Source organism: Arthrobacter gyeryongensis, assembly GCF_039543785.1.
Lineage (GTDB): Bacteria > Actinomycetota > Actinomycetes > Actinomycetales > Micrococcaceae > Arthrobacter > Arthrobacter gyeryongensis.
In genome coordinates this window covers 1-21,599 of record NZ_BAABKK010000010.1, presented here as the reverse complement: position 1 = coordinate 21,599, position 21,599 = coordinate 1, and the positions used below count along the sequence as shown (strand labels likewise).

Genomic DNA, 21,599 nt, shown 5'->3' with positions numbered 1-21,599 from the left:
AACCTAATGCTAACAATCGTCAGAGGCAGCCTTAAGGCCAGTCGCTCAGAGCATGTCAACGGGCCGTGCACGGGCGAAATTTGGCGCGATGTTCTCCACCAGAAAAATGGAACAAGTGCCAGCAAGAACTTCTTCACACCGTGTGCTCGTACTCATTGGCATAGTCACGAGGGCGGCCAACTGCTCATCGTCGAATCAGGTGAGGGATTCGTTGCCACCGCAGACGAAGTTGTCCGAATGGGGGTCGGCGATATCGTCTGGACTCCACCCAATGTCCGCCACTGGCACGGCGGCTCCCATGATCGCTCAATGCTTCACCTCGCCTTCTCATTTGGCGACGTGAACTGGCAGGAAGCTGTGTCGGAGGAGTCGTATGAAGCGGCCAGAACAGCTGAATGACCGAATAATTCGAACGGTTTCAACACTGGCTTGTTTCAGGCAGTTACAGTAGGCCCGGGCGACGACCAGATCTAAAAGTGAATGAAGTGGAGATTTTGAACGCTAGCATCCAATTCGATTTTCCCGTGCAGACAGACGATGGCAGGGCGGCCTCGTTCGCCGGGCATCTGTACAGGGCAAGAGGACGCCGCCGCGGCATCCTTCAGATTCTGGTTCATGGTGTTACCTATGACCACCGGTACTGGGACGCGGGGCGGATCAACGGTAAGGACTACTCCTACGCTGGATATATGACAGAGCGAGGTTATGACATTCTCGCGATTGATCTACCCGGCACCGGGGCAAGCAGCCGTCCTGATGGCGACGCTGTCTGCTTCGATTATGTTGCCAGCGCCCTGGCGGATGCTGTCACGCAGGTCCGCAAGAGTTTGGGAGGCAATGACCTCGTCGCGCTCGTCGGACATTCCATGGGTACTTATCTGCTCGTCCACACACAGGCCAGATGGCCCGTGGCCGATTTTCTCGTGAGTACCGGAACGGGTTACAGCTCTGCTGATCTACCTTCGCCGCACGGACCCGGTACCCGGGAAAAGGCCTTGCTAGAACCCTACTCGACGTTTTCAACCGAAGACCGTGCACGCGTCTTCTACTACCCTCCGGCGACAGATCCAGAAGTCATAGCGTACGACAACGCGACGTTGCGCACGTCCATCCCGCGTCAGATTTGGAAAGACAGCATACGGTATCGCGCTGATCCACAGGAAGCAGGTCTTATGGATGTGAAATGCCCAGTACTCATTCAATTGGGTGAGTATGACCCTGTTCTCCCCGGACGCTTCCTGGACGCCGAACGTCGGCAATGGCCCTTGGACACCACTGTAGTAACCGACCAAGTCGAGGGAGTGGGCCATTCCCTGAATCTGCATCGTGATCCGGAGCGAGGATGGAGTTCCATCGATCGGTTTCTTCGAAACTAATCGAATACCCGTAGGCATCCCACCAATCTATTCACAATGATGAATTGTCGATCGATATTCGGTATGATTGTTCTTGCTGGGCCACAAGTAGCGCCGCTCGACGGCAGGATGAAATCCTGCCAAGGTTGGGTCTCGGCACAAATATCGCCGCCCATGCCGGACGCGCCGGCAGGGGCCTCCGCCTGCTTGGTTAAACGCGAACGTGTCGCAAGTTAAAGAAGTCGCACGTTAAAGAACACAACCGATGAGAGGATCAAAAATGAGTATTGGATATATCGGTCTCGGTGACATGGGAGGCGCACTCGCAAGTCGATTGCAGAGCCAGCGCCAGATCAGTGTCTACGACAAGAATGAAAGCGCTGTTGCAGCACTGATAGCCCAGGGGGCGGCCGCCAGCGAAAGTGTCGCTGAAATGGGCCGGACATGCACAACGGTGTTTTTGTGCCTGCCAACTTCTCAACACGTCCGTTCTGTCATTTTCGACGATGGCGGGCTGGCGGAGACGCTCGCGCCGGGTTCCCTAATCATCGATCAAACCAGCGGTGATCCCGAGGCGACCAGGGCGATCGCTAAAGACTTGGAATCTCGCCAGATCATGCTTGTCGACGCGCCCGTTAGTGGGGGTGCACCTGCCGCTTTGGCCGGCACGATCTCCATCATGCTGGGGGCTGATGACCACGCTGTTGGCCGGGCAGTAGAGGTGCTTGAATCGATCAGCCCTGTGATCACGCACATCGGCGGCATTGGAGCAGGCCACACAATAAAGTTGATCAATAATCTGTTGTCGTGCTCGCAGCGCTGGTTGTCTCTTGAAGCATTGGCTATCGCCACGAAAAACGGTATTGACCCCGAAGCTGCGTTGAAGGTGCTGGTGGCCGGCGGCGGACGAAATGCCTATCTTGAGCAGCAGGCAAGTAAAATTCTTGCCGGAGATCGCGACAGGGGATTCAGCTTGGGGCTAGCGCACAAGGACCTAAAGCTCGCGTGCGCTCTCGGTGCCGCGAGCGGGGTCCCGACCTTCTTTGGGAGCCTAAGTCGAGAGCTCTATCAAACGGGAATCGCACTGCTCGGACGCGACAGCCACGTCGAAACGGTAGCGTCAGTCGTCGAAAGGCTCGCCGACGTTGAGCTCACCTCCAGTCATTCCGGCACCAAGGGATAATCCGCTGCGGCGACGGACCGTTGCATCCGGTCGCTTGTAGCCGTGCTTGCAATCAGAAATCAGCCTCACTAACCGGAATTTACGCTTCGGGGCTGCCGTTTGACATGCAGCCCCCTCGAAATCCGCTACGGCCACTATCAATTTGAAGTGTCAAACAACAGCCGTCGCGCAAAACGCAGTCTGGCGTCGGTAGAGCATCTCGACTGCCAGGACTGCTGCGAGAGGCTCTCGTTCTTGAAATCGACGGCCCAGGTGCCCCTGTCTGCCCGCTCCGACCGACCGGCGTTGGGACCAGCTTGTCGATTCTGTCATCCGTTCAGGGCGTGCCGTCTCGGAGACTGCGGTCGCGTTCGCGGTGTCCTCGTGGATGGTTCCTGTCGGTCTCAACGAGGCCTGTTTCGTTTCCCAGACGGATGTGGATCGGCTGAGCCCACGGATGCTGGGCATCGATGAGCGCCGGTTCCGGTCGGTGCGCTACTTCCAGGAGTCGGAGTCAAAGACGTGGACGCGGTTCGAGCCGTGGATGACCACGATCGTGGACTTGGACACCGGTCAGGTACTGGGCGTCATGGACAGCCGGGACCACAAGTGCGTCAAAGAGTGGCTCTTCGCCCGACCTCTGGAATGGAGATGGCGGTTCAGGTCGTTGCGATCGACCCGTCGGCGGCGTTCCGCAAGGCGCTGCGCATGCGACTTCCACCCACGGCGGTCGATCACTTCCACGTGATCTCCATGGCCAACCAAAGCGTGACCGAGACACTGCAGAACCTGTGCATGCCGTTCAAGGGCAGAAACGGCAGGACCGTCGACAATGCCTGGGCGCACCGCATGGTCCTCCTGCGCCGGCGACACCCTCACGGAGAAGGCAGCCCACCGGCTCTGAGACGTGTTCGCCGCTTACGATCTAGGCAGTGTGGAAAGTCAATGAACAACGGCGGGGCTTGCTGCGCACCGGCTCGCTGGAGGACGCCCCGACGGCGAGGGAGATCTCGAGGAACTGGTCAAGGCAGGCGCCTGACCGGAGACGAACAGGCTCTACCGTGCCGTCTGCCGATGGTGGAAAGAGGTCGAGGTGCTCATCATTACTGGCGCCACCACTTGCACGAAAGAAGCTAACAACACCGCCATCAAAAAACACCAAACGCACCGCTGATTGCGGTTACGGCAACCCGGCCAACTACAAATCGGTTTTTCTCTTGAAAAGTGGCGTCTGGATGGCGGCATCACACTCATCCAGGAATCCAGTTCGCCACCAACTGCGAGGAGCCAGCAAGTTTCGTTACATACCTGCCTTGTTCGTGAGGGTCACTCCAGCTTGAAACTGACGGCGTGCTCTAGTCTAGTGCTGACCCTTGGGCGTGCCAGTCGTCCTTGGTGCTCTCGTCACACCTGCCGTACTGACGCGCGGACTCGTGACGGTTGTCGGCAACTGGTGTTGAAACTGAAGTGGTCACACATGCCGAACTCGGGCGCGGCGTTCGGGGACTGATTCTCGGCACGTGTTTGAAACCGAATAGCGGTCCCAGTTTCATAGGGAGAATGAGTACGAACACCCCCTTCTTGGGGGGATGTGTTGGGGTGCGCTAGGTTCGCTATGGGAATTTGGTGTTCGCGGGTTTCGCTTGAAGGCTGGCGGGTCCCTGTTGATGCAAGGCGGACACCGAAATGAGCATGCGACCGATTGGCGTGGGGCATCCACTTCGGTGTAGCCGGTGGGTGGCTCAGCGCGAGGGGATTTCTGACTTGGTCCTGCTATAGCGAAGTGCTACACAGATACCAATGCCGGCAGCCACCATGAACAGACCCGCTCCTATTAGGGCTGTCTCCGTCGAAAAATGGTCGGCCACGAGTCCTAGCACGACAGCGGCCGGTGGACGGAAGCCAGCAGCTGCCAACGTCCACAACGCCATTACGCGGCCCAGCATCTCGGGAGGGGATCCAAGCTGAACAGCGATACTGAACGCTGTAAAGCCTGCCACCATCCCAGCCCCACCCAGAACAAGCACCCCGGCGGCGAACGAAAGCGTTCCGCCAAGTGGAGCAACTACGACGGCAGCCCCCAGGATGATCATTGCGAGGCAGCCTTGGAGACCGGCCGTTCCCCGCCTTTCGACCATACGATGGATAACAACGCCGATTAGACCGCCGAGACCGAATGCCGCCGTCAGCACCCCGCCTCCGCTACTGGGTTCCCCAAAGCTATTGGCAACGACCGGGGAGAGAGTTACGGCAGCCTCGGAACCGGCCCCAATCACAGCCACGCCAATTAGACAGACGAGTACCGGTTTGTGAGTCCAAACGAACTTAAGGGCGCTCAGTATGCGATGGTCTCCGGCTGCCGTGAAGCCCTGGACTAGGCGGCGTTGGATGAGCCGGAAAAAAGGAATCACTAGCAGCGTTATGGAACCCGCGAATAGTAATGCAGGGACCGGACCCCAGGCATTGACTGCGAAGGCGCCCAGGGCGGGACCTGCTGTGCGGGCGAGTGTCATGGGCACAAAGTTCAAGCCTACGGCGGCCGGGAGCTCCTCAGCGCTCACGAGCAGGGGAATAATCGATTGCTGGGCGGGGGACGACAGCGCTAGGCCCACACCGAAAATCAGCGAAGAGACCACGAGTGCCGTCGCGCCAACGTCGGGGCCAACGTCCGAGAAGAGGAACCATAATGACAACGCGAGGCTGGCAGCGCCGGAGATAAACGAACCGGTGACGAGCTGCCGCACCGGCCCGTACTGGTCGGAGAGCCTGCCGCTTAGGAGCGCCAAGCCTAGCTGCGGAAGCATCACTGCGGCTCCAACGATACCAACCCAGGTGGCTGATTCCGTGAGCTTGAAGGCTAGGATCGCGCTGATCATGATGAATGCCCAGACGGCAGTCTGCATCACGAGTTTTACCCAGAAGACAACTCCGAAGGTCGGGTCAAACATGAGTCGTAAGGTGCTTCTGGGCCGTGATTGAGGGGAACGGACGTCCGTGACTTCGTTATGCATAAGGGCCCCTGCGTTCATAAATGCGAATTATCGTGCGATATATCGACTTTCCCTGCCTATCCTAGCGTCTGGCTGGGGGATCTGCCTTCTCTGTCGTGTCGATCACAAGCGACAAGCAGCGTTGTTTGAGCTGGCATGCGGGGAGCGTATTGGACACGGCGTGCGGTGGATTGACCAGACATGGCCGTGCGACCGCAATGAGATTTCCCTATGAGGGCCCCGTGGTACTTACCCTTGGACCGCGATAGGTCATCGGCGCGGGAATCAAAGGACGTGGCCGATGGTGGCGCGGCCGAGGCCTTCGAGCCGGTTGTCTTCGACGGCAGTTCGATCAGCCTAGCCGTCCAATTGGCAATGGCGGGTTGGGGAGAACTGGCGTTCCTCATTAAGCCTTGGGTGTCGGTGTTGCCGCTGAACGACGGATGGCTGGTTGGAGGCAGTGGGTGGCAACCTCTGAAGTGCTGCTACGGCAGCCAAGCATTTTGAGCCCCCATCCGCGCCTACGCCCAGGATTCAGGGGTGCTGGTGGAAGTCGCTTTCAAGTCTGCCCACTACGCCCAATATGTCGCCGACGAGGGGACCGAAGCTGGCATAAGTGCCTCACCCACCCAGCAGTCTGAGTTGCGCAATACCGAATTGGTGTGCGCGAAAATGTAATTCTTCCGGGGCGGGCAAGAAACACTCACGACTGCTTGACAGCAGGGCGCGCGAGGACCTGCTTGGCTGAGCGGATTTCGTCACACGAGTCCCTCCTCGCGTGGACGGCGGTGCCCCGGTGACTATCGATTGATAAGAATGGCCGTGCCGCCCATACCGCCAGTATGCGGGCCGCTTGCCTTTGGGGCTGGTCGGAGTAGACCAGCGACCGCCAGTGGCCGCACACTCCAGAGGGTACTGACCCGGGAATCAACTCCCGGGCAAGCCTTCACATCGTGGGAGCGGATTGCCTTTTGCCCTTTCGTCCCTCTTCCGTTCCGACCAGTTACTTGGGCCCAAGGGCAGCCCAAGGTGCTCCCGATGATGAGGGGATAGTGTCTCATCTGGGCGTTGTATGACTGCTTGCCATTCCTCGGCGCACCACGATGAAAGTCGGACAGGTAGCTATGCGCTGCGAGAAATTCAGAATGACAAGTGGGTACACGCGCCTTAACGACTAATCAGCGGAACCTGAAAGCTTCTCGGCGGTGCGTCGCACCGAGTCGGCAATCTCGTCTATGCGGTCAGTCATCCGGGACCCCAGGCCTGAAACGCCAATGGCTAGGCTAATTTCCATACCCGGTACCAAAATCGGACTCGCCACACCGTAGAGCGCCGGATCCATCTCGCCCCTGTTGAAGGCAACCCTATTGGCGCGGACGGCTTCCAGTTCCGCGTTGATGCGTGCACGCTCAACGGCGTCCTTCTGCGTCCGATTGATGTATCGCTCCCGCCTTATCGGCTCCATGAAGGCCAAGAAAACCTTGCCGCTGCTCCCGGGCCACATGGGTCGTCGCTCATGAAGCGGAGGAGATGCTCGGATCGTCTGCTTGGGTTCAACCTTTGCAAGGTGAATGACCGATTCTCCAGCAAGTGTGGCAAGGGTTGCAGTCTCGTTCCAAGTGGACGAAAGCTCTTCGAGCGCATGACGGTACGTGGCCGCTACGTCTCCCCTCCCGATGGACAACATAGCAACGGCCGGACCTGTGAAGTAGCGGCCCTGGTGCTCGCGAAAGTAACCAGTCGCGGCGAGGCCTTTTGCGAGGCCATGGATTGAGGACTTGGGAGCGCCAACCAGATCGGCAAGATCTGCTAGGCGCAGGCCTGAGGGTTCGCTCGCTATTACCACTTCGAGAAGGGCCATCACACGGCTTACCGTGCGATGCTCTGGGGATCGGGTCGACGTTACTTCGTCCATTTCGGTCGTCATGAAATGTACACCTTCTTCTTGGGCGCTGAGCTAGTCCCATAATAGCAGCGTGCGGGATGTCGAACACCGCGTTGGCAGCACGAACAAAAATGGGCGTGTTCGCGTGATCGATTGTCCCTTCAAACCTTATGACCGTCGTCGTTTGGGCCTCCGCGGAGACGGTCCCTCCTCATTCCCCAAGCCGACCCGGATACCCGGTTGCTGAGCCGTGGCGCGGATTTGGATCGTTCGATGAGTACTATGAGTTGCAGGACCTGGTGTTTGGCTCTGACTATTCGGCATCAGGCGTACGTCCGGACCGCCGTCTTCGGTCACGACGAGGGGCCGCGGCGATTCTGCGGGATGGCCATTGCCTCGCGGAATTTGATGATCGTGGTTCCGAAAGTGGGCGTTCCAGCCGCCAGCGGGGGAACTGCGTGGCGGGAGGGGCCGTCCTGGCTATCGCCACAGTTCTGACCATCGCTGCGAGCGAGAATGGCGCTGGGCCTTCGGATTGCAGAATGAGGTGACGCCGGGCATCGTCCTGAGAGTTGCAGCGAAGGCATTCCCGGGATTTGCCTTCGAACTCTTAACCACTCCCAGGTAATTGGTTGCCCAAAGCACTCAATTCGGAATAGTTAACCGTGTCGTCGGGCTTGAGGCGTTCCGCGATGAGGCAATCGGGGGTTACCCGCCAGTGGACCGAGGTTCTCCCGAGCGCCATACAGGAAATCAGGCAGCTTTCCGGCAGGAAACTGGTGTTCACTGGCGTCATCGTGCCCAATGCGGTGCGGATGAACCGATGGCCAATTCGAAGGAAAAGGATATGACGGACCCGCAGAAGGATGCCAATTTGCGCGGCACCACGCTGGAGGAGCTGGAATGGCTCATCGCCGGGGCCCGTATCAACAAGGTATTAGTCGACTATTGCCAAGGAGTTGACCGACGGGACTGGGCACTCGTCCTCAACTGCTATCACGAAGATGCTGCAGATTCGCACGGTCCTTACGTGGGAGCGCCGGCCGGACTTGTCGAATGGATGCGTCGAAACCACGAGTACGTTACGTTCTGCATGCACGTACTTAGCAACGTCTCCATCAAATTCTCCGCGGAGGACCCTTCTCTGGCGCGGGTGGAGAGCTACTGCCTAAGCCGCAAGACGATCGAATCGGCAGAGCAAGACCCACTCCTGGCCGGGACGGGGGCGACAGATCCGGTACGACGAACCGTCGCGTGTCGGTACATCGACACTTTTGAAAACCGACCAGGAGTAGGTTGGCGCATCAGCAAGCGGACGGTGGTTCACGAGTGGATGCGCCGAGATCCTGCCCATGCCTTCGTCGAGTTGGATCCCGCCTTCGAATTTTCTCGGCGAGACAATAGCGACCTCCTGTACTCCCCGGTGATCGCATCACTTTTTTGAGGCCGTCCCCCCAGGCTGTATCGCCGAAGTAGGGACACTTCAACTTCAGCAGGTCAAGAAATGAGCAGCGGAATAATTGATCTGAAAAGACGTCGACCGATATTTGGTTAGTGACACAGAACTCAGCTGGACCGGAAACGCAGGTCAGGAGCCAGGCCATCAGTAATGGTCAAGGCATGAAGGTCTCCAGACGCGCTGCCGGCACGTGGCGATCGTCCAGGGCGGCGAGCGGCCCTCCTCTTCAGGCTACAAGCTGTGTGGCTGGCGGAATTCAGAAGTTATGCGCACTTTTCGCATGCTAGCCAGAGCCGAGGGAGCTCCCCGCGAGCTGACGTAAGCCACGAAAGACGTTCTCAATTTCCCATGGGATCCGTAAGACAGCTGTGCTGAGTGCCTGGGAGCTCGACACCTTATCCCACTGAATGCCGACGACGAGCTTGTTGAACCGGACGCATCAGGGCAGCGATCAAGAAAGGTGGCGGAAAGTTCCAGCCGCCTTCCCGTTCCTGGCGCCCGAACCGAGCGGTGTCGTGGAGGCGGTTATGCAGAGCTGACGGCTGTTGCCTCCAGTCATCTCGATGTTCATATCTACGAATATCTGTACTTAGATACGAACGCTTGATACGATTAGGTCAATTCGGCGGTTCCGATGTGCGTGGCTTAAGGCCCTGGCGTTTGGGCCGGGCCGCAAGGTCTGGCTGCGCAGGTGAACCGTGCTGTCCCTGCTCTGTCGGGTCGAGAAGCTGGCTAATTGGTAGATTCTTGGGCCTTGACCACTGCTGAACGAAAAGTTGAGACGAAAGCTTGAGTAACGAGATGACATTTGCGCGAACTTACGATGCCCTGTTCGTCAATGGAGAATGGGCGAAGCCCTCGGGTGGTGAACGAATAGAAGTAGTTTCGCCTGCAACTGAGGAGACCATCGGATTTGTTTCTGCCGCAGCAGTTGAGGATGTTAATTCTGCTGTTGACGCTGCCCGGGACGCGTTCGACAAGGGGCCGTGGCCTCGGATGTCCCCTGCGGAGCGGGGGGACGTTCTTCGGCGTGTCCGGGACTCGATCGCGGTGCGGGGCGAAGATTTTGCCCAACTGATCACCGATGAGATGGGCAGCCCGATCACCCAGTCGAGGTCGATCCAGGTGGGAACGCCCCTCGCGTTGCTTGATTCATACATTGAACTGGCAGAAACGTTCCCGTTTCGGGATATCCGCACCAGCCCGTCCGGTAGCGCGCTGGTCACTCGGGAGCCGGTGGGAGTGGTAGCGGCAGTTGTGCCGTGGAACGTGCCTCTGACCGTGGCTGTCATCAAGCTGGCGCCCTCGTTGCTCGTGGGCTGCACCGTGGTGCTGAAGCCATCTCCCGAAACGTCGCTGACCACGTTGGCCCTTGCACAGCTCTTCGAGCAGGCCGGCTTGCCCAAGGGCGTGCTGAACGTTTTGCCTGCGGGCCGGGAAGTCAGTGAATACCTTGTGGGACACCCCGGGCTAGACAAGGTGACTTTCACAGGGTCAACGGCCGCAGGGCGCCGGATAGCTTCGATCTGCGGCCAGCAGCTAACTCGGGTGACGTTGGAGCTCGGTGGGAAATCGGCTGCATTGATCCTTGATGATGCGGACTTGGACGAGACGGTTGAGGCCTTGCGCCTCGGCGCACTCCGCAATAGCGGGCAAGTCTGCAGCCTAAAGACCCGGCTCCTCATCTCGCGCCGTCGTCACGACGAATTCGTTGATCGCTTGCGTGGCCTGGTCGCATCCATGCCCGTGGGTGATCCCCGTGACCCTGCGACGCAGATCGGACCGATGGTGACCGCGCGCCAGCGCGACATTGTTCAGAACTACATCGAGATTGGAGCCCAGGAGGGCGCGAAGCCGATCATTGGGGGAGGACGCTCCCCACACGATAAGGGATGGTTCGTTGATCCCACGGTGTTCACAGACGTCACTCCCGACATGAGAATCGCCCTCGAGGAAGTCTTCGGCCCCGTTCTCGCCGTGCTCCCGTATGACAACGAGGAGATGGCGGTGGAGCTGGCCAACCACTCGCAGTATGGACTGAACGGGGCTGTCTTCACCAGCGATCTTGACCATGGACTGGCTGTTGCCTCGCGCATCCGGACGGGAACCGTGGAGATCAATGGCAACCCCCCAGGTTTCCAAGCCCCAGTAGGCGGGTTCAAGGCCAGCGGTATCGGAAGGGAAGCCGGCCACGAAGGCCTCGAAGCGTACGTCGAACCAAAGTCATACGGTCTCCCACACGACTTCGCAATCGCGCAGCGCAAAAAGCAAAGCTAACGCCGCGGACAAGTAAAACCAGAAATGTCCGGGCCAAAGGCTCGGGAATCACAACCCAAAGGAACTAGCAATAATTCTGGGGCCTAGGCCACCGTTTCCGGTATGCCCGTTCCTGAATCAATCGAAAGGAAATGCAGTGTCACCTACGAACATCGAGAAATTTGCGGCTTTCGCCCAGAACGCAGTAATCGCGCCTCCGCCAGTTGAAGTCGTCGAGGAGGCAAAGAGGATCCTGCTCGACGCGCTGGGCTGCGGTTTGGCGGCCACGTCAAGCGAGTACGGCCGCGTCGGCGTTGAGTACGGCCGGATCCTGGGTGCGGCCGGGAATGAGGCGACAATCATCGGTCAGCGCGACCGGACATCTGTCCATGGCGCCGCGTTCGCTAACGCGGAGCTGATCTCGGCGCTCGATCTCGCTCCCATCAATCTGCCCGCGCACGTCGCACCGTACATCCTTCCCATCACCTTCGCGCTCGGCGAAAGCAGGCACTTGTCCGGCGCCCGTCTGTTGTCCGCCATGTCGGTGTGCCTGGAAATGTGTTTCCGCCTGTCGAAGTCCATGGACGACCTCCGGGACGTTTCGGAGGATGGAACTCCCGCCACACCCAGGGTATTCGGATACGCAAGCATGGTCTTCGGCCTGACTGCAGCGGCATCGATGATGAAAGACATGTCGCAAAGCGCCACGGTCGAGGCCTTGGGTATTGCGGGGAGCACGTCGCCGGTGAACTCACTGCGGCCCTGGCAGATGCACATCCCCAACACGACCATCAAGTACGGCCTCGGTGGCGGAGTTGTGACCACCGCGCTCACGGCGGCCTATCTGGCAGAGTTGGGCCACCGGGGGAACACCCTGATGCTCGATGATCCTGAGTTCGGTTACCCCAGTCTGGTCGCGAGCAAGCGCTGGGATCCCTCGGGACTAACGGATAAACTCGGCACCGATTGGCGATTCCCCACGGCAACCTCGTTTAAACCCTACACTCAGACCCGGACCACGCACGCGACTCTTGACACCCTGATCCAGGTCATCCATGAGAATGACATCAAGGTGGACGAGATCGATTCCATCGTCGCCTACGGCGAGGCGTGGTCAGCCAAGGTTCCAGTGTACGCGGAAACGGTGATAAGCAAGCCCTACGACGCGCAGTTTAGCTTCAAACACGGCGTCGCCGTGGCCGCTCACCGGATCCCGCCGGGAAAGGACTGGCAGGATCCTGCCGTTGTGTTCAGCGACTCCGTTCTGGACCTCATGTCGCGCGTAGACTGGCGGGGTAACCCCAATTGGGGCAGCGCCGTCAAGGGCGACCCGCTGGCTCGGCCGGCTCGGGTGGAGGTCTCAGCGCGGGGCACGACCTTCGTCGGTGAGCGTTCCTACCCTAAAGGCAGCACGTCTCCGGACCCCTCGACCTATACGACGACCGAGGAACTGCTCGTCAAGTTCCGCCACAATGCCGACGGCGTCCTCACCCCCGAAGCGACTGACGCTCTCGTCGAAACGGTCTTGGGCCTGGACAAAGTCGAGGATGTCTCAACCCTCACCGCACTCTTGCGACCGTAGGGGACTACTACTCGATAACTCTCGTCAGTTGCCCCCATCCACGCCTTGATTGTCCGAGACGCGGCAAGGATCGGGCGCAGGGCTGGGCATCCTGAGCTGCTCCCCGAAAGCTGGGCTGAATATTCAGTTCTAACTATCGGGGAGCAGCTTCATTCTTTAAGCGCAGGTGCCCAAGATTAGATCTATTGATAATCCTTCATCTTGAAGAGAAGGTCCCAGCCCCGGGCTTCGCTGCCTGGCTCCACTGGTAGAGGCCATCAGCGCCCGGGTTCAGTATCCGGAACGCCATGAAGAACACAAACCGGAGCGACAAGACCGGACGCTGGCGGTCCGGAACCGCCGGGCGAAAATGGACTGCAGAAGGGCCACGCCCCGCTGAAGGCAGGCCCACCTACCTTCCCTCATATCAAGGACGCCTGTCAGCACTTCGCTAGCAGACCTCGTAATTATCAATGACGGGTCCGCCCGTTCCTGCGACCCGCACCAGCCAAGGAATTCCTCCGAATACACGTTAATGCGAGCGGGGCTGTCATGCGTCACAGAAGTTTTCGTCCGGCAGGGTACTCTGCATTCATCGCTGGGGACCCGGGCCTCGCTATCGCGCAGCCATGCGACAGGCCTGGGAACCTAGTGTTTGCTACCCGAAATTCGGCCAGAAGTGTTCGATTAGAACGGGCAGCCGGTAACTACACCTACGTGCGCGCGATGCGCACATGTGTAGTGAGTGCCGCCCGGACGAGATGAGATCGGGTGCGCTCTCGAATAGTTTGCACTCGGCGACGGAGATCGGCGTCGATCCGCTGGTAAGGGTACAACGCCGGAGACCCTGGCCTTCAGCGGCAATTCGTGGCCACGCGCCCGGACTGCCCGCTCGACCGGCCGGCATCGGGACCAGCGTGTCGATGCTGTTATCCGCTCGGGGGCGTGCCGTCTCTCCAGATCTGCTCTTCATGGATGGGCGCCCGCATCACCCATGCCTGAACGTGTCCGGTCGGCCGCACCGGGCGGACAACCGCGACGACCGCCGATGAGAGCATCATCTAACCAATGAGCGCCCGACATGCAAGCCCGGCGTCCTGCGCCGCCTGCCCGCAATGGCGGGCCGTTTTCCGGTCCACCCTCGCACGCTGGGCGACATTAGGCAGCCCCGCCAAGCCAAGCCCCGAGAGCTTCCTGATTTCAATCACGCTGACCTCAGCGTCGACAACGCTGACACGACGACCAAACATGCCCATCCGGGCCTCCGCGCACTGCGCCGGACGATCGCACGACTGGCAACCCAGGGGGTCTCATGAAAGTGGCAGAAAACCGGCTGAAACGGGCCTATGCACATGACAGGCGACACCTGTGCAAAGTCATCTCTTGGCACCTCGAGACTTAGGATTTGCGGGTGTTCCCATTCTGGGGCACTTCGAAATTGCTACGCGACTGAGATGGACCCGGAAGAAAAGTTCCCCGGCAATCCTCGGATGCCCGGAGGCTCGGACGGCCGAATTCTGCTCCTTCGGAAACTTTCGGTGTGCGCCATTTCCATCGGAAGAGCTTTATTCAGCTCTAGGCGTTCCAACTATCCCGTGAGGGCCCGGATTGTGACGGGATCGAACGATTCACCTTCGGAATAAAAACCGTCGAATATGGCTATTCCCTCGGCTGTCAATCGAGTGGGTAGAGCAGACCACATAGCAACTCCCTCTGTAACGGACGGGGGCGCGAACTCAAGAGAGGCAAGGGGGATCCTGGTGCCTTGTGTATTGGGGATGGCGATGCTGAGGTACGAGCCGCTACCTGAAAATGTAACCCAGGGATCACAAATTTCGACACGGAGTACGCCATGGTGGGCTAAGAATTGCACTTCTCCGCAGAATTTTAGTGTCATGGTCTCGGCTGTTGGATCAACGATTTGAGCAGCATCGGGACCGAAGTAAAACCTGCCTGTCGTCGTTGGGGCTGCCGCACCTATCACCGAAGTGGTGGCATCTCCGGTATGGGCAAGGTAGTTCAAGAAACTTGCCTTGACTCCCCAAACAAGGCCGACTTCAGGTGCTTCCGACATGATTTGACTCCTCACTGGCCGCTTGGGTTACCCGCATGGCCACCCTAATGTTCACACCCTCGCACCGGGGAGTCAGTGTCAGGGTTCCCCGATGGTGGCAGGAAGCGTCCGCTACTGCCACCATCAGTTCAAAGCAACTCTGGCAAGGACTAAACCACCAACCCCATAAAATGCGGCGTTCGATCCACACTCCGCGTGCACTCCGCCATCAGCTGGAAACCGTGGTTCCTCTTTCTGAAGGCTTTCCTGAAGAGCTTGTTAGCTAGCAGTTGCCATTACCAGTCGATTACCAAGCTGTCGGTCATGGACTTCGAGACACATGCCGCCATCAGCTTGTTGGACGCCTGCTCTTTGGCCGAGAGGAACGAGTCCCTGTGGTCTGGAGTGCCCTTTAGCACGCTCGTCAGGCAGGTGCCGCAGGTGCCTTCGAAGCAGGCGCCTGGGATGGTCACGCCGATTTCAGCGCAGGCGTCGATGATGGACTGGCCGGGCTGGACGGAGACATCGATGTTGGACCGCTCGAGGTGCACCGCGAAGGCCTCACGAGAACCGGATGCACCCTGCCTAGCGCCGGGCTTAGGCGCGAACCATTCGGCGTGCACGTCCCGCCCGGCCCGCGACGCGGCGGCCTCGAGGCCTGTCGCGAAACTTTGGGATCCGCAGGCATAGATTGCCGCTCGCTCCTCTGTTGCCGCGACGAGGGAATCGAGGTCAGGACGACCGCTCTCGGACGTGAGGTGCACGTGCGTCTCTTCGTAGTCCGTGACCTGGTCAAGGTAGGCGAGCTGCGAAGGGGTCCGTCCCACATAATCCAGGCGCCACGGCACTCCGCGCTCTGTGGCCTCTGCAATCATCGGCAGGATCGGGGTGATACCGATCCCGCTGGCGAAAAAGTGGTAGCTCTCGGCATCTTCCAAGGCGAAGTTGGTGCTCGGCCAGCGGACCCGGACCCGATCGCCGGCTTTCAGCGTGTGGATCATCGCGGAACCGCCCCGGCCGTTTTCCTCGCGTAGGACCGCGATGCGCCAATGGCTCCGGTCCGACGGTCCGTTGACTAACGAGTAGGACCGAATGAGGTCGCCGGGCAGCACGAGGTCGATGTGCGCGCCCGCCGTCCATTCGGGAAGCTCCGCATCCTGGTTGGCGCGCAGCTCAAGCTCATTGATGCGGTCGGCCACAGGGCTGGCAGTGACGACATTCATGACCAGTTCGTTGTAGCCGGCGCGAATTACGCTGCCGGTCAGGTCAACGGAACGCGGGATGAAACGCACGGGTAGTTTGGACGGGCCGAGGTGGGTCCAAGTGCTCCACTCGGTGTCGCCCGTTAATTCAAAATCGTCCGTCATTGAAAGTAGCTCTTCCACAGCAATGCGCAGCTGCTCACGAGCAAGGGAGGCACCCACGCAGCGGTGCGGGCCGAATCCAAACGCGATGTGCGGATTGGGCTTGCGGTCGAAATCGATTTGGTCTGCGTTCTCGAACTTGCGGTCATCCAGATTTGCAGCCGATACCATCAGCCCGACCCGTGATCCCTTCGGGACTACTCGCCCCTCGATTTCGACGTCACGGGTTGTCTTGCGGCCGACGAGGCGGACGGGAGTCCACACCCGGAGGAGCTCCTCGATCGCCTGAGGGATCACCTTCGGTTCAGTCCTGAGTCTTTTCTGATCGCTGGGCGTAGTAGCGAGATGCCGGATTATGCTTCCAAGCATGTTGGTGGTAGTACCATGACCTGCTTGGAGGAACAGACGGATCGTTCCGGCAATGTCATCGTCGGTTAGCCGCCTCCCGCCCACCTCCTCATGGATCATCGCGCTGATGATATCGTTCGGGTCGTACGGAGTCTTTTTGCGCGATTCAAGGACGCGGTAGATGTACTCGTACATCTCGTCATTCGCGGCCTTATGCGTCGCGGCGTCACCGGCCGCACCAGCGTCGATGATCCTATTGATCGTGATTTTGATTCGTTCAGCGTCCTCCACGGAGATACCGAGGAAGATGCACTGGACCTGGATCGGCATGTAGAAGGTAAAGGATGCGACTGCATCCACCTCTCCCAAGGAAACGCACCGGCCGATCAGATCCCGTGCCGTACGCCGAATCACTGGTTCGATGCGACGTATATATTCCGGCGTGAAGAACCTGTTCAACAGATCACGATAGGCCGTGTGAAATGGCGGGTCTACTTCTGCAGGCGCCCGAGGGGGACGATCCGGTGTAGTGGCATCGGGAATGGGTGTCTTCTGCGCGCTGGTAAAGGTATGCCAATCGAGCGCAGCCTCCGTCACGTCTTTGAAGCGTGTCAGCGAGTAGAACCCGTCAAACCGGTCGCTCCAAGCGACTGGACATTCATCGCGCAGACGGGTGTAAACGGCCCTCGGATCGCCGTGGTTATCCGGAGCGAGCGGATCCCAGTCCTCAGATGGATGGGAGATTGGGCGACCAGTGGACATGGACTTGCCTTTCATAAGGTTGACGTCGTCGCTAGCACGACCACCGTTGTGATTCCGGGTGATCGGGTCGTGCTGCGAGCTATTTGGTGGTGTCTTGGTATTGGCTGGCGGCGCGGGCGCGTTGGGTGGCGAGGTCGATTATCAGGTCGAGGTTGGGGGTTGGGACCTGGACTAGTTCGGCCAGGTCCAGGGGGACGCGGAACATGGCATCGATTTCCATTGGGCGGCCAGCCAGCAGATCCTGAGCGATGCTTTGCAGGTGGCTGGATTTTGCCAGCTTGTTCAGGCCTTCATAGGGGTCGCCGGGGTCGCAGTCAAGAGCACGGGCGATGGCGGCGCCTTCGGCGGCCATTGCCTTGGCTGTGCCGGCAACGGCGGGGTTGTTGAGGACGTCTTTCATAGGCGAGGCTGTGAGGACGGCCAGGGAGCCGCCGATCAAGTTCATCAGCAGCTTTGTCCAGACCGCGTCGCGGATCTTGGCCGTGACTGTCACTTCGAGGCCGCTTGGGTTCAGGAGAGCCGCGAGGGCGTCCAGCCTCGCGTCTGGCTTGCCGTCGGGGCGTCCAATCACCAGGCGGTTGACGGGATTCTCTGCGCGGATCACTCCTGGTGCGATCACGCTGCAGGCGGTGTAGGCAACGGCGCCGACAGCCCGTTCCGGACCGATATGATTCCACAGCGCCTGCTCGGGATCGAGCCGGCGGAGAGGAGTGTCGTCCAAGGCTCCGCCGTGTGAGTGGAAGTACCACCAGGGGATGCCGTTCATGACAAACACGACCAGGCTGTCTTCGTGGAGCAGGGAACTGATGTGCTCGGCGATAGCCGGTAGAGCGGGGGCTTTGACGGCGACGATGACGATGTCTTGGGGCTCGAGGTCTTCCGGCCTGTCCGTGGCGACGGGGTTGGAGACGAGCGTTCCGTTACGGGTTTCCACCCGCAGGCCGTGCGCCCGGATCGCTGCGAGCTGCTCGCCTCGGGCGATGAGTGAGACTTGGGCTTCACTGCCGGCAAGCCGTCCGGCGATGTGGCCGCCAACGGCCCCTGCGCCGTATATGCAGATTTTCATGTGTGCTCCGTGTTTCGTGGTGTGTCGGTCAGCTGAACTGTTTGCGCTTTTGCGCCGCGGCGGCGCTGAGGAACGTGATGTCATTGCCGGTGGAGACGAAGCCGGCACCGAGTTCCAGGTACTGACGGACAAGATCTGGGCGCCCGCCCAACCCGCCGATGCCCACTGCCTTACTTTGCGCCCGGCATGCGTCGATGACGCGAAGAAACGCCTTATGGACCTCGGGGTGATCCACTTGCCCTGCTACACCCAGTTCGGCGCTGAGGTCGCTCGCGCCTACGAGGAGCATGTCCACGCCTTCCACGGCGGCTATGTCCTCCACCGCGTCTAAGCCGGTCCGTGATTCAATCATCGCGACCACCATGGAGGCCTGGTCGAGCTCACGGATGGTCTCATCGGCCGGCAGGAACCGGTAGTTGAGCTGGGGCGCGGCGCCCGAAAAAGAGCGGATACCCAGGGGCGCATGCTTCACGGCGCGGACCGCGTCGCGTGCCTCATCGGCTGACTGTACGCCGGGCACGATGATCCCCATGGCGCCGGCGTCCATGACCTTGGCGATGAAGAAAGGGTCCGGTCCAGGGACACGGACGAAAGGAGTGACTCCGAGGGCATTGCAGGCCATGCAGATCTGACCCGCGGCTTCCAGTGGAAAGGTGCTGTGCTCCATGTCGATGTAGACGGATTCAAACCCCGCCGTGTGGGCGATGGAGGCGATGTCGACGGTCCGGACGAGTCGAATGGTCATCGAGAACACCGGCTCACCACGGAGTAGCTTTTCCTTGGCAAGGTTACGCAGCAGGGGAGAGGTTTGGTTGTTCATTCGCTCACTCCAGAGACGCTCGTGATCTCTTCAGTTGATCCGAACAGATCCGGCAGCGCGCACGCTTCGTCCTCGAACCCATACACCGACTTCACCTCAAGGTACTCGTCGAGACCGAACCTGCCCATGGAGCGGCCGATACCGGACTGCTTGTAACCACCCATGGGCGTATATGAGTCCGTCGGTGCGCCGTTGTAGCTGATGCGCCCTGCGCGCAGCCGGTTCACCACGCGGTGCGGATTTGTTCGGGGACCGCCAAAGACGTAGCCACCGAGCCCATACGGGGAGTCGTTAGCGATGCGGAGGGCTTCGTCCTCGTCACGGTAAGGGATCACTGCCAGGACGGGCCCGAAAATTTCCTCGCGGGCGATCGTCATCTCGGGTGTTACGTCGGAGAACACAGTGGGTTGGACGAAGTAGCCCCTGTCGAGGTTGGCGGGACGCTCGAGGCCACCGGTGACAAGGCGGGCACCCTCATCAAGACCGGTCTTGATGAGATCCCTGATCGATTTGTACTGCTCGGCGCTAACGACCGGGCCCATCGTCGTCGAGCTTTCCAGCGGATCGCCCAAGCGGAATTGGCGCGCCTCATCGATGAGGAAGGGCACCACTCGCTCCATTTGGTTTTCATGGACCAGCATCCGGCTGGGGGCATGGCAGGATTGGCCGGCGTTGAAGAAGCAGCGCTGGATGTTCCATCGGGCGGCCTGTTCAAGGTCGGCGTCGGGCAGCACAATATTGGCAGACTTTCCGCCCAGCTCGAGGCTGACCTTCTTGACCGTGCCTGCAGCGGCGGCGCCTACCAGTTTCCCGGCGGCGGTGGATCCGGTGAAGGAGATCATGTCCACGCCAGGGTGCCGGGAGAGCCGGTCTCCCACATCGCGGCCGGTACCGTTGACGAGGTTGAACACGCCGGCTGGCACGTTTGCCTCATGCAGCACCTGGGCCATGAGCGTGCCGCTTGCTGCGGAGTTCAGGCTGGGTTTGGCGACGATGGTGCACCCCGCGGCCAGGCCGTAGATTACCTTGATCACGCCAGTCTGGATCGGCCAGTTCCACGGCGAAATCAGCGCGCAGACGCCGATCGGCTCGCGACGAATAATCGCATTTCCGATACGTGACTCAAAAGGGTAGTCGCGCAGAATGTCCCGAGCGACCCGCATGTGGTCCGCCGGGCCTGTGACCTGGGCGCGATTGCTGACGGGGATACCGACCTCGCGGGCAATCAACTCAGAGAACTCATCCGCGTACGACTCGTAGACGTCAATGACGCGATCGATCAACGCGATCCGTTCTCCCACGGAGGTGGTAGAGAAACTTTCAAAGGCCTTGCGGGCTGCGTCGACTGCGCGGTCCACGTCGGCCGCGGTTCCAAGGGTGACCCTGGCGAAGGGCTCCTCGCGAGTAGGATCGATCAGCTCCACGTCGCGAGGCTCAATCGGTTCAGTCCATTGACCGTCGATGTAAAGGTGTGGGTACTGCTTCATTGGACCAAGTCTCCTCAATGTGCGGCTTGTCCGGCGATCAGCTGCTGTGGGTGTAGCCGCCGTCGACGGCGATGGTTTGTCCGGTGATGAACGCTGATGCGGAGGTAGCCAGGAAGAACATGACGCCGACCAGGTCGGTGGGGACCATACCGCGGGGGATGCACTGCTGTGACGCCACGCGCTCACGGCCTTCGATAGTCAGCTTGCGGTCCACTTCGGTAGCGACCATGCCCGGCCGGACGCAGTTGACCGTGATCCCAAAGCCTCCCAGTTCACGAGCGAGGGAGTTGGTCATGCCGATCACTGCCGACTTCGAGGTGACGTAGTGCAGGTAGTTCACGGTGCCGCGGGTCACGGAGTCCGAAGAAATATTGATGATGCGGCCGAAGCTGGCCTTGCGCATGTGGGCTGCGACGGCCCGGACGCACAGGTAGGTGCCGGTGACATTGACCTTCAGTACCTGTTCCCACTGCGCCACGGGAATCTGATCAAACGGACCCTTCTCGATGGTCGCGAAGATCGAGGCGTTGTTAATCAGCACATCAATGCGCCCCCATTTTTCGACAACGGTGTTCACCATTGCCTGGACCGACGGCTCATCAGCCACGTTCACTTTCACGGCCAACCCGTCACCGCCCGCATCACGGATCTCCTGGACAACTGACTCCGCCTTGTTTAGATCAAGGTCCGCCACCACGGCGAAAGCGCCCGCCGCGGCGAATTGGCGCGCCAACTCACGGCCAATGCCCTGGGCAGCACCGGTAATCACCACCACCTTCTCCTCGACGCTGAAGTCCCGCGCCGACTCCGGCACGCCGGAGTCCTGGGAAGTGTGAGTCAGGGGTGTCGTCGTCATAGTCGATCCTCGTGGCGTCGTCGTGATGGTGGGCTCGCCGAGGGTTGACCACCATTGCTTGGTGACTGAAGAATATCCCGCTATATGGGATAGTGTCAATCAATGATGCCTGGCCCGGCAGACTTGCATCGGCGGGCCGGGCGTCAATCCATCGGTTCTTGCCGGGGGATGACAT

Annotated in this window: 15 protein-coding genes; 7 read left to right on the top strand and 8 right to left on the bottom strand. The window is 59.9% G+C overall.

The genetic code is table 11. The features are described 5' to 3' along the window. Positions 1 to 6: 6 nt before the first annotated feature. The 4 genes from ABEA18_RS06855 (at position 7) to ABEA18_RS24610 (ending at position 3,654) form a co-directional block, all read left to right on the top strand. Positions 7 to 399, top strand: coding sequence for a cupin domain-containing protein (locus tag ABEA18_RS06855; protein WP_345448545.1), 393 nt, complete (start codon positions 7 to 9; stop codon positions 397 to 399). Positions 400 to 485: 86 nt separating this feature from the next. Next, positions 486 to 1,376, top strand: a complete 891-nt coding sequence (locus tag ABEA18_RS06850) for an alpha/beta hydrolase (protein WP_345448544.1) — start codon at positions 486 to 488, stop codon at positions 1,374 to 1,376. Between the two features lie 259 nt (positions 1,377 to 1,635). Then, the gene (locus tag ABEA18_RS06845) at positions 1,636 to 2,538 is read left to right on the top strand and encodes an NAD(P)-dependent oxidoreductase (protein WP_345448543.1); all 903 of its coding nucleotides are present in this window, start codon (positions 1,636 to 1,638) and stop codon (positions 2,536 to 2,538) included. A gap of 624 nt (positions 2,539 to 3,162) precedes the next feature. Next, positions 3,163 to 3,654 (top strand): transposase, encoded by a 492-nt coding sequence (locus ABEA18_RS24610; RefSeq protein ID WP_425550490.1) that lies wholly within the window; start codon positions 3,163 to 3,165, stop codon positions 3,652 to 3,654. A 605-nt stretch (positions 3,655 to 4,259) separates the two neighbouring features. Here the strand turns inward: ABEA18_RS24610 and ABEA18_RS06840 are convergent. Beyond that, positions 4,260 to 5,465, bottom strand: a complete 1,206-nt coding sequence (locus ABEA18_RS06840) for an MFS transporter (protein WP_345448542.1) — start codon at positions 5,463 to 5,465, stop codon at positions 4,260 to 4,262. A gap of 1,216 nt (positions 5,466 to 6,681) precedes the next feature. Then, on the bottom strand, positions 6,682 to 7,434 hold the full coding sequence (locus tag ABEA18_RS06835; RefSeq protein ID WP_345448541.1) for an IclR family transcriptional regulator: 753 nt from the start codon (positions 7,432 to 7,434) through the stop codon (positions 6,682 to 6,684). Between the two features lie 805 nt (positions 7,435 to 8,239). On the opposite strand from ABEA18_RS06835, the gene ABEA18_RS06830 reads away from it, so the two are divergent. The 3 genes from ABEA18_RS06830 (at position 8,240) to ABEA18_RS06820 (ending at position 12,689) form a co-directional block, all read left to right on the top strand. After that, entirely contained in the window at positions 8,240 to 8,836 is a 597-nt protein-coding gene (locus tag ABEA18_RS06830) for a nuclear transport factor 2 family protein (RefSeq protein WP_345448540.1), read from the top strand. An 816-nt stretch (positions 8,837 to 9,652) separates the two neighbouring features. Next, positions 9,653 to 11,128, top strand: a complete 1,476-nt coding sequence (locus ABEA18_RS06825) for an aldehyde dehydrogenase (RefSeq protein ID WP_345448539.1) — start codon at positions 9,653 to 9,655, stop codon at positions 11,126 to 11,128. A gap of 136 nt (positions 11,129 to 11,264) precedes the next feature. Beyond that, positions 11,265 to 12,689 carry an MmgE/PrpD family protein gene (locus ABEA18_RS06820; protein ID WP_345448538.1) on the top strand — a complete coding sequence of 475 codons (1,425 nt, stop codon included), beginning with the start codon at positions 11,265 to 11,267 and terminating at the stop codon, positions 12,687 to 12,689. A gap of 1,567 nt (positions 12,690 to 14,256) precedes the next feature. Here ABEA18_RS06820 and ABEA18_RS06815 read toward each other — a convergent pair. From ABEA18_RS06815 to ABEA18_RS06790, 6 genes are all read right to left on the bottom strand, one after another. After that, a complete protein-coding gene (locus ABEA18_RS06815; RefSeq protein WP_345448537.1) occupies positions 14,257 to 14,742 on the bottom strand; it encodes an HtaA domain-containing protein in 486 nt (161 codons plus the stop codon). A gap of 275 nt (positions 14,743 to 15,017) precedes the next feature. After that, positions 15,018 to 17,210 (bottom strand): cytochrome P450/oxidoreductase, encoded by a 2,193-nt coding sequence (locus ABEA18_RS06810; RefSeq protein WP_345448536.1) that lies wholly within the window; start codon positions 17,208 to 17,210, stop codon positions 15,018 to 15,020. A 64-nt stretch (positions 17,211 to 17,274) separates the two neighbouring features. Next, positions 17,275 to 18,261 carry a ketopantoate reductase family protein gene (locus ABEA18_RS06805; RefSeq protein WP_345448535.1) on the bottom strand — a complete coding sequence of 329 codons (987 nt, stop codon included), beginning with the start codon at positions 18,259 to 18,261 and terminating at the stop codon, positions 17,275 to 17,277. A 28-nt stretch (positions 18,262 to 18,289) separates the two neighbouring features. Next, positions 18,290 to 19,081, bottom strand: coding sequence for an HpcH/HpaI aldolase family protein (locus ABEA18_RS06800; RefSeq protein WP_345448534.1), 792 nt, complete (start codon positions 19,079 to 19,081; stop codon positions 18,290 to 18,292). Continuing rightward, positions 19,078 to 20,568, bottom strand: coding sequence for an aldehyde dehydrogenase family protein (locus ABEA18_RS06795; protein WP_345448533.1), 1,491 nt, complete (start codon positions 20,566 to 20,568; stop codon positions 19,078 to 19,080). Before ABEA18_RS06795 ends, ABEA18_RS06800 begins: the two co-directional genes overlap by 4 nt. 37 nt (positions 20,569 to 20,605) lie before the next feature. Next, positions 20,606 to 21,424, bottom strand: coding sequence for an SDR family NAD(P)-dependent oxidoreductase (locus tag ABEA18_RS06790; RefSeq protein ID WP_345448532.1), 819 nt, complete (start codon positions 21,422 to 21,424; stop codon positions 20,606 to 20,608). Positions 21,425 to 21,599 lie beyond the last annotated feature (175 nt).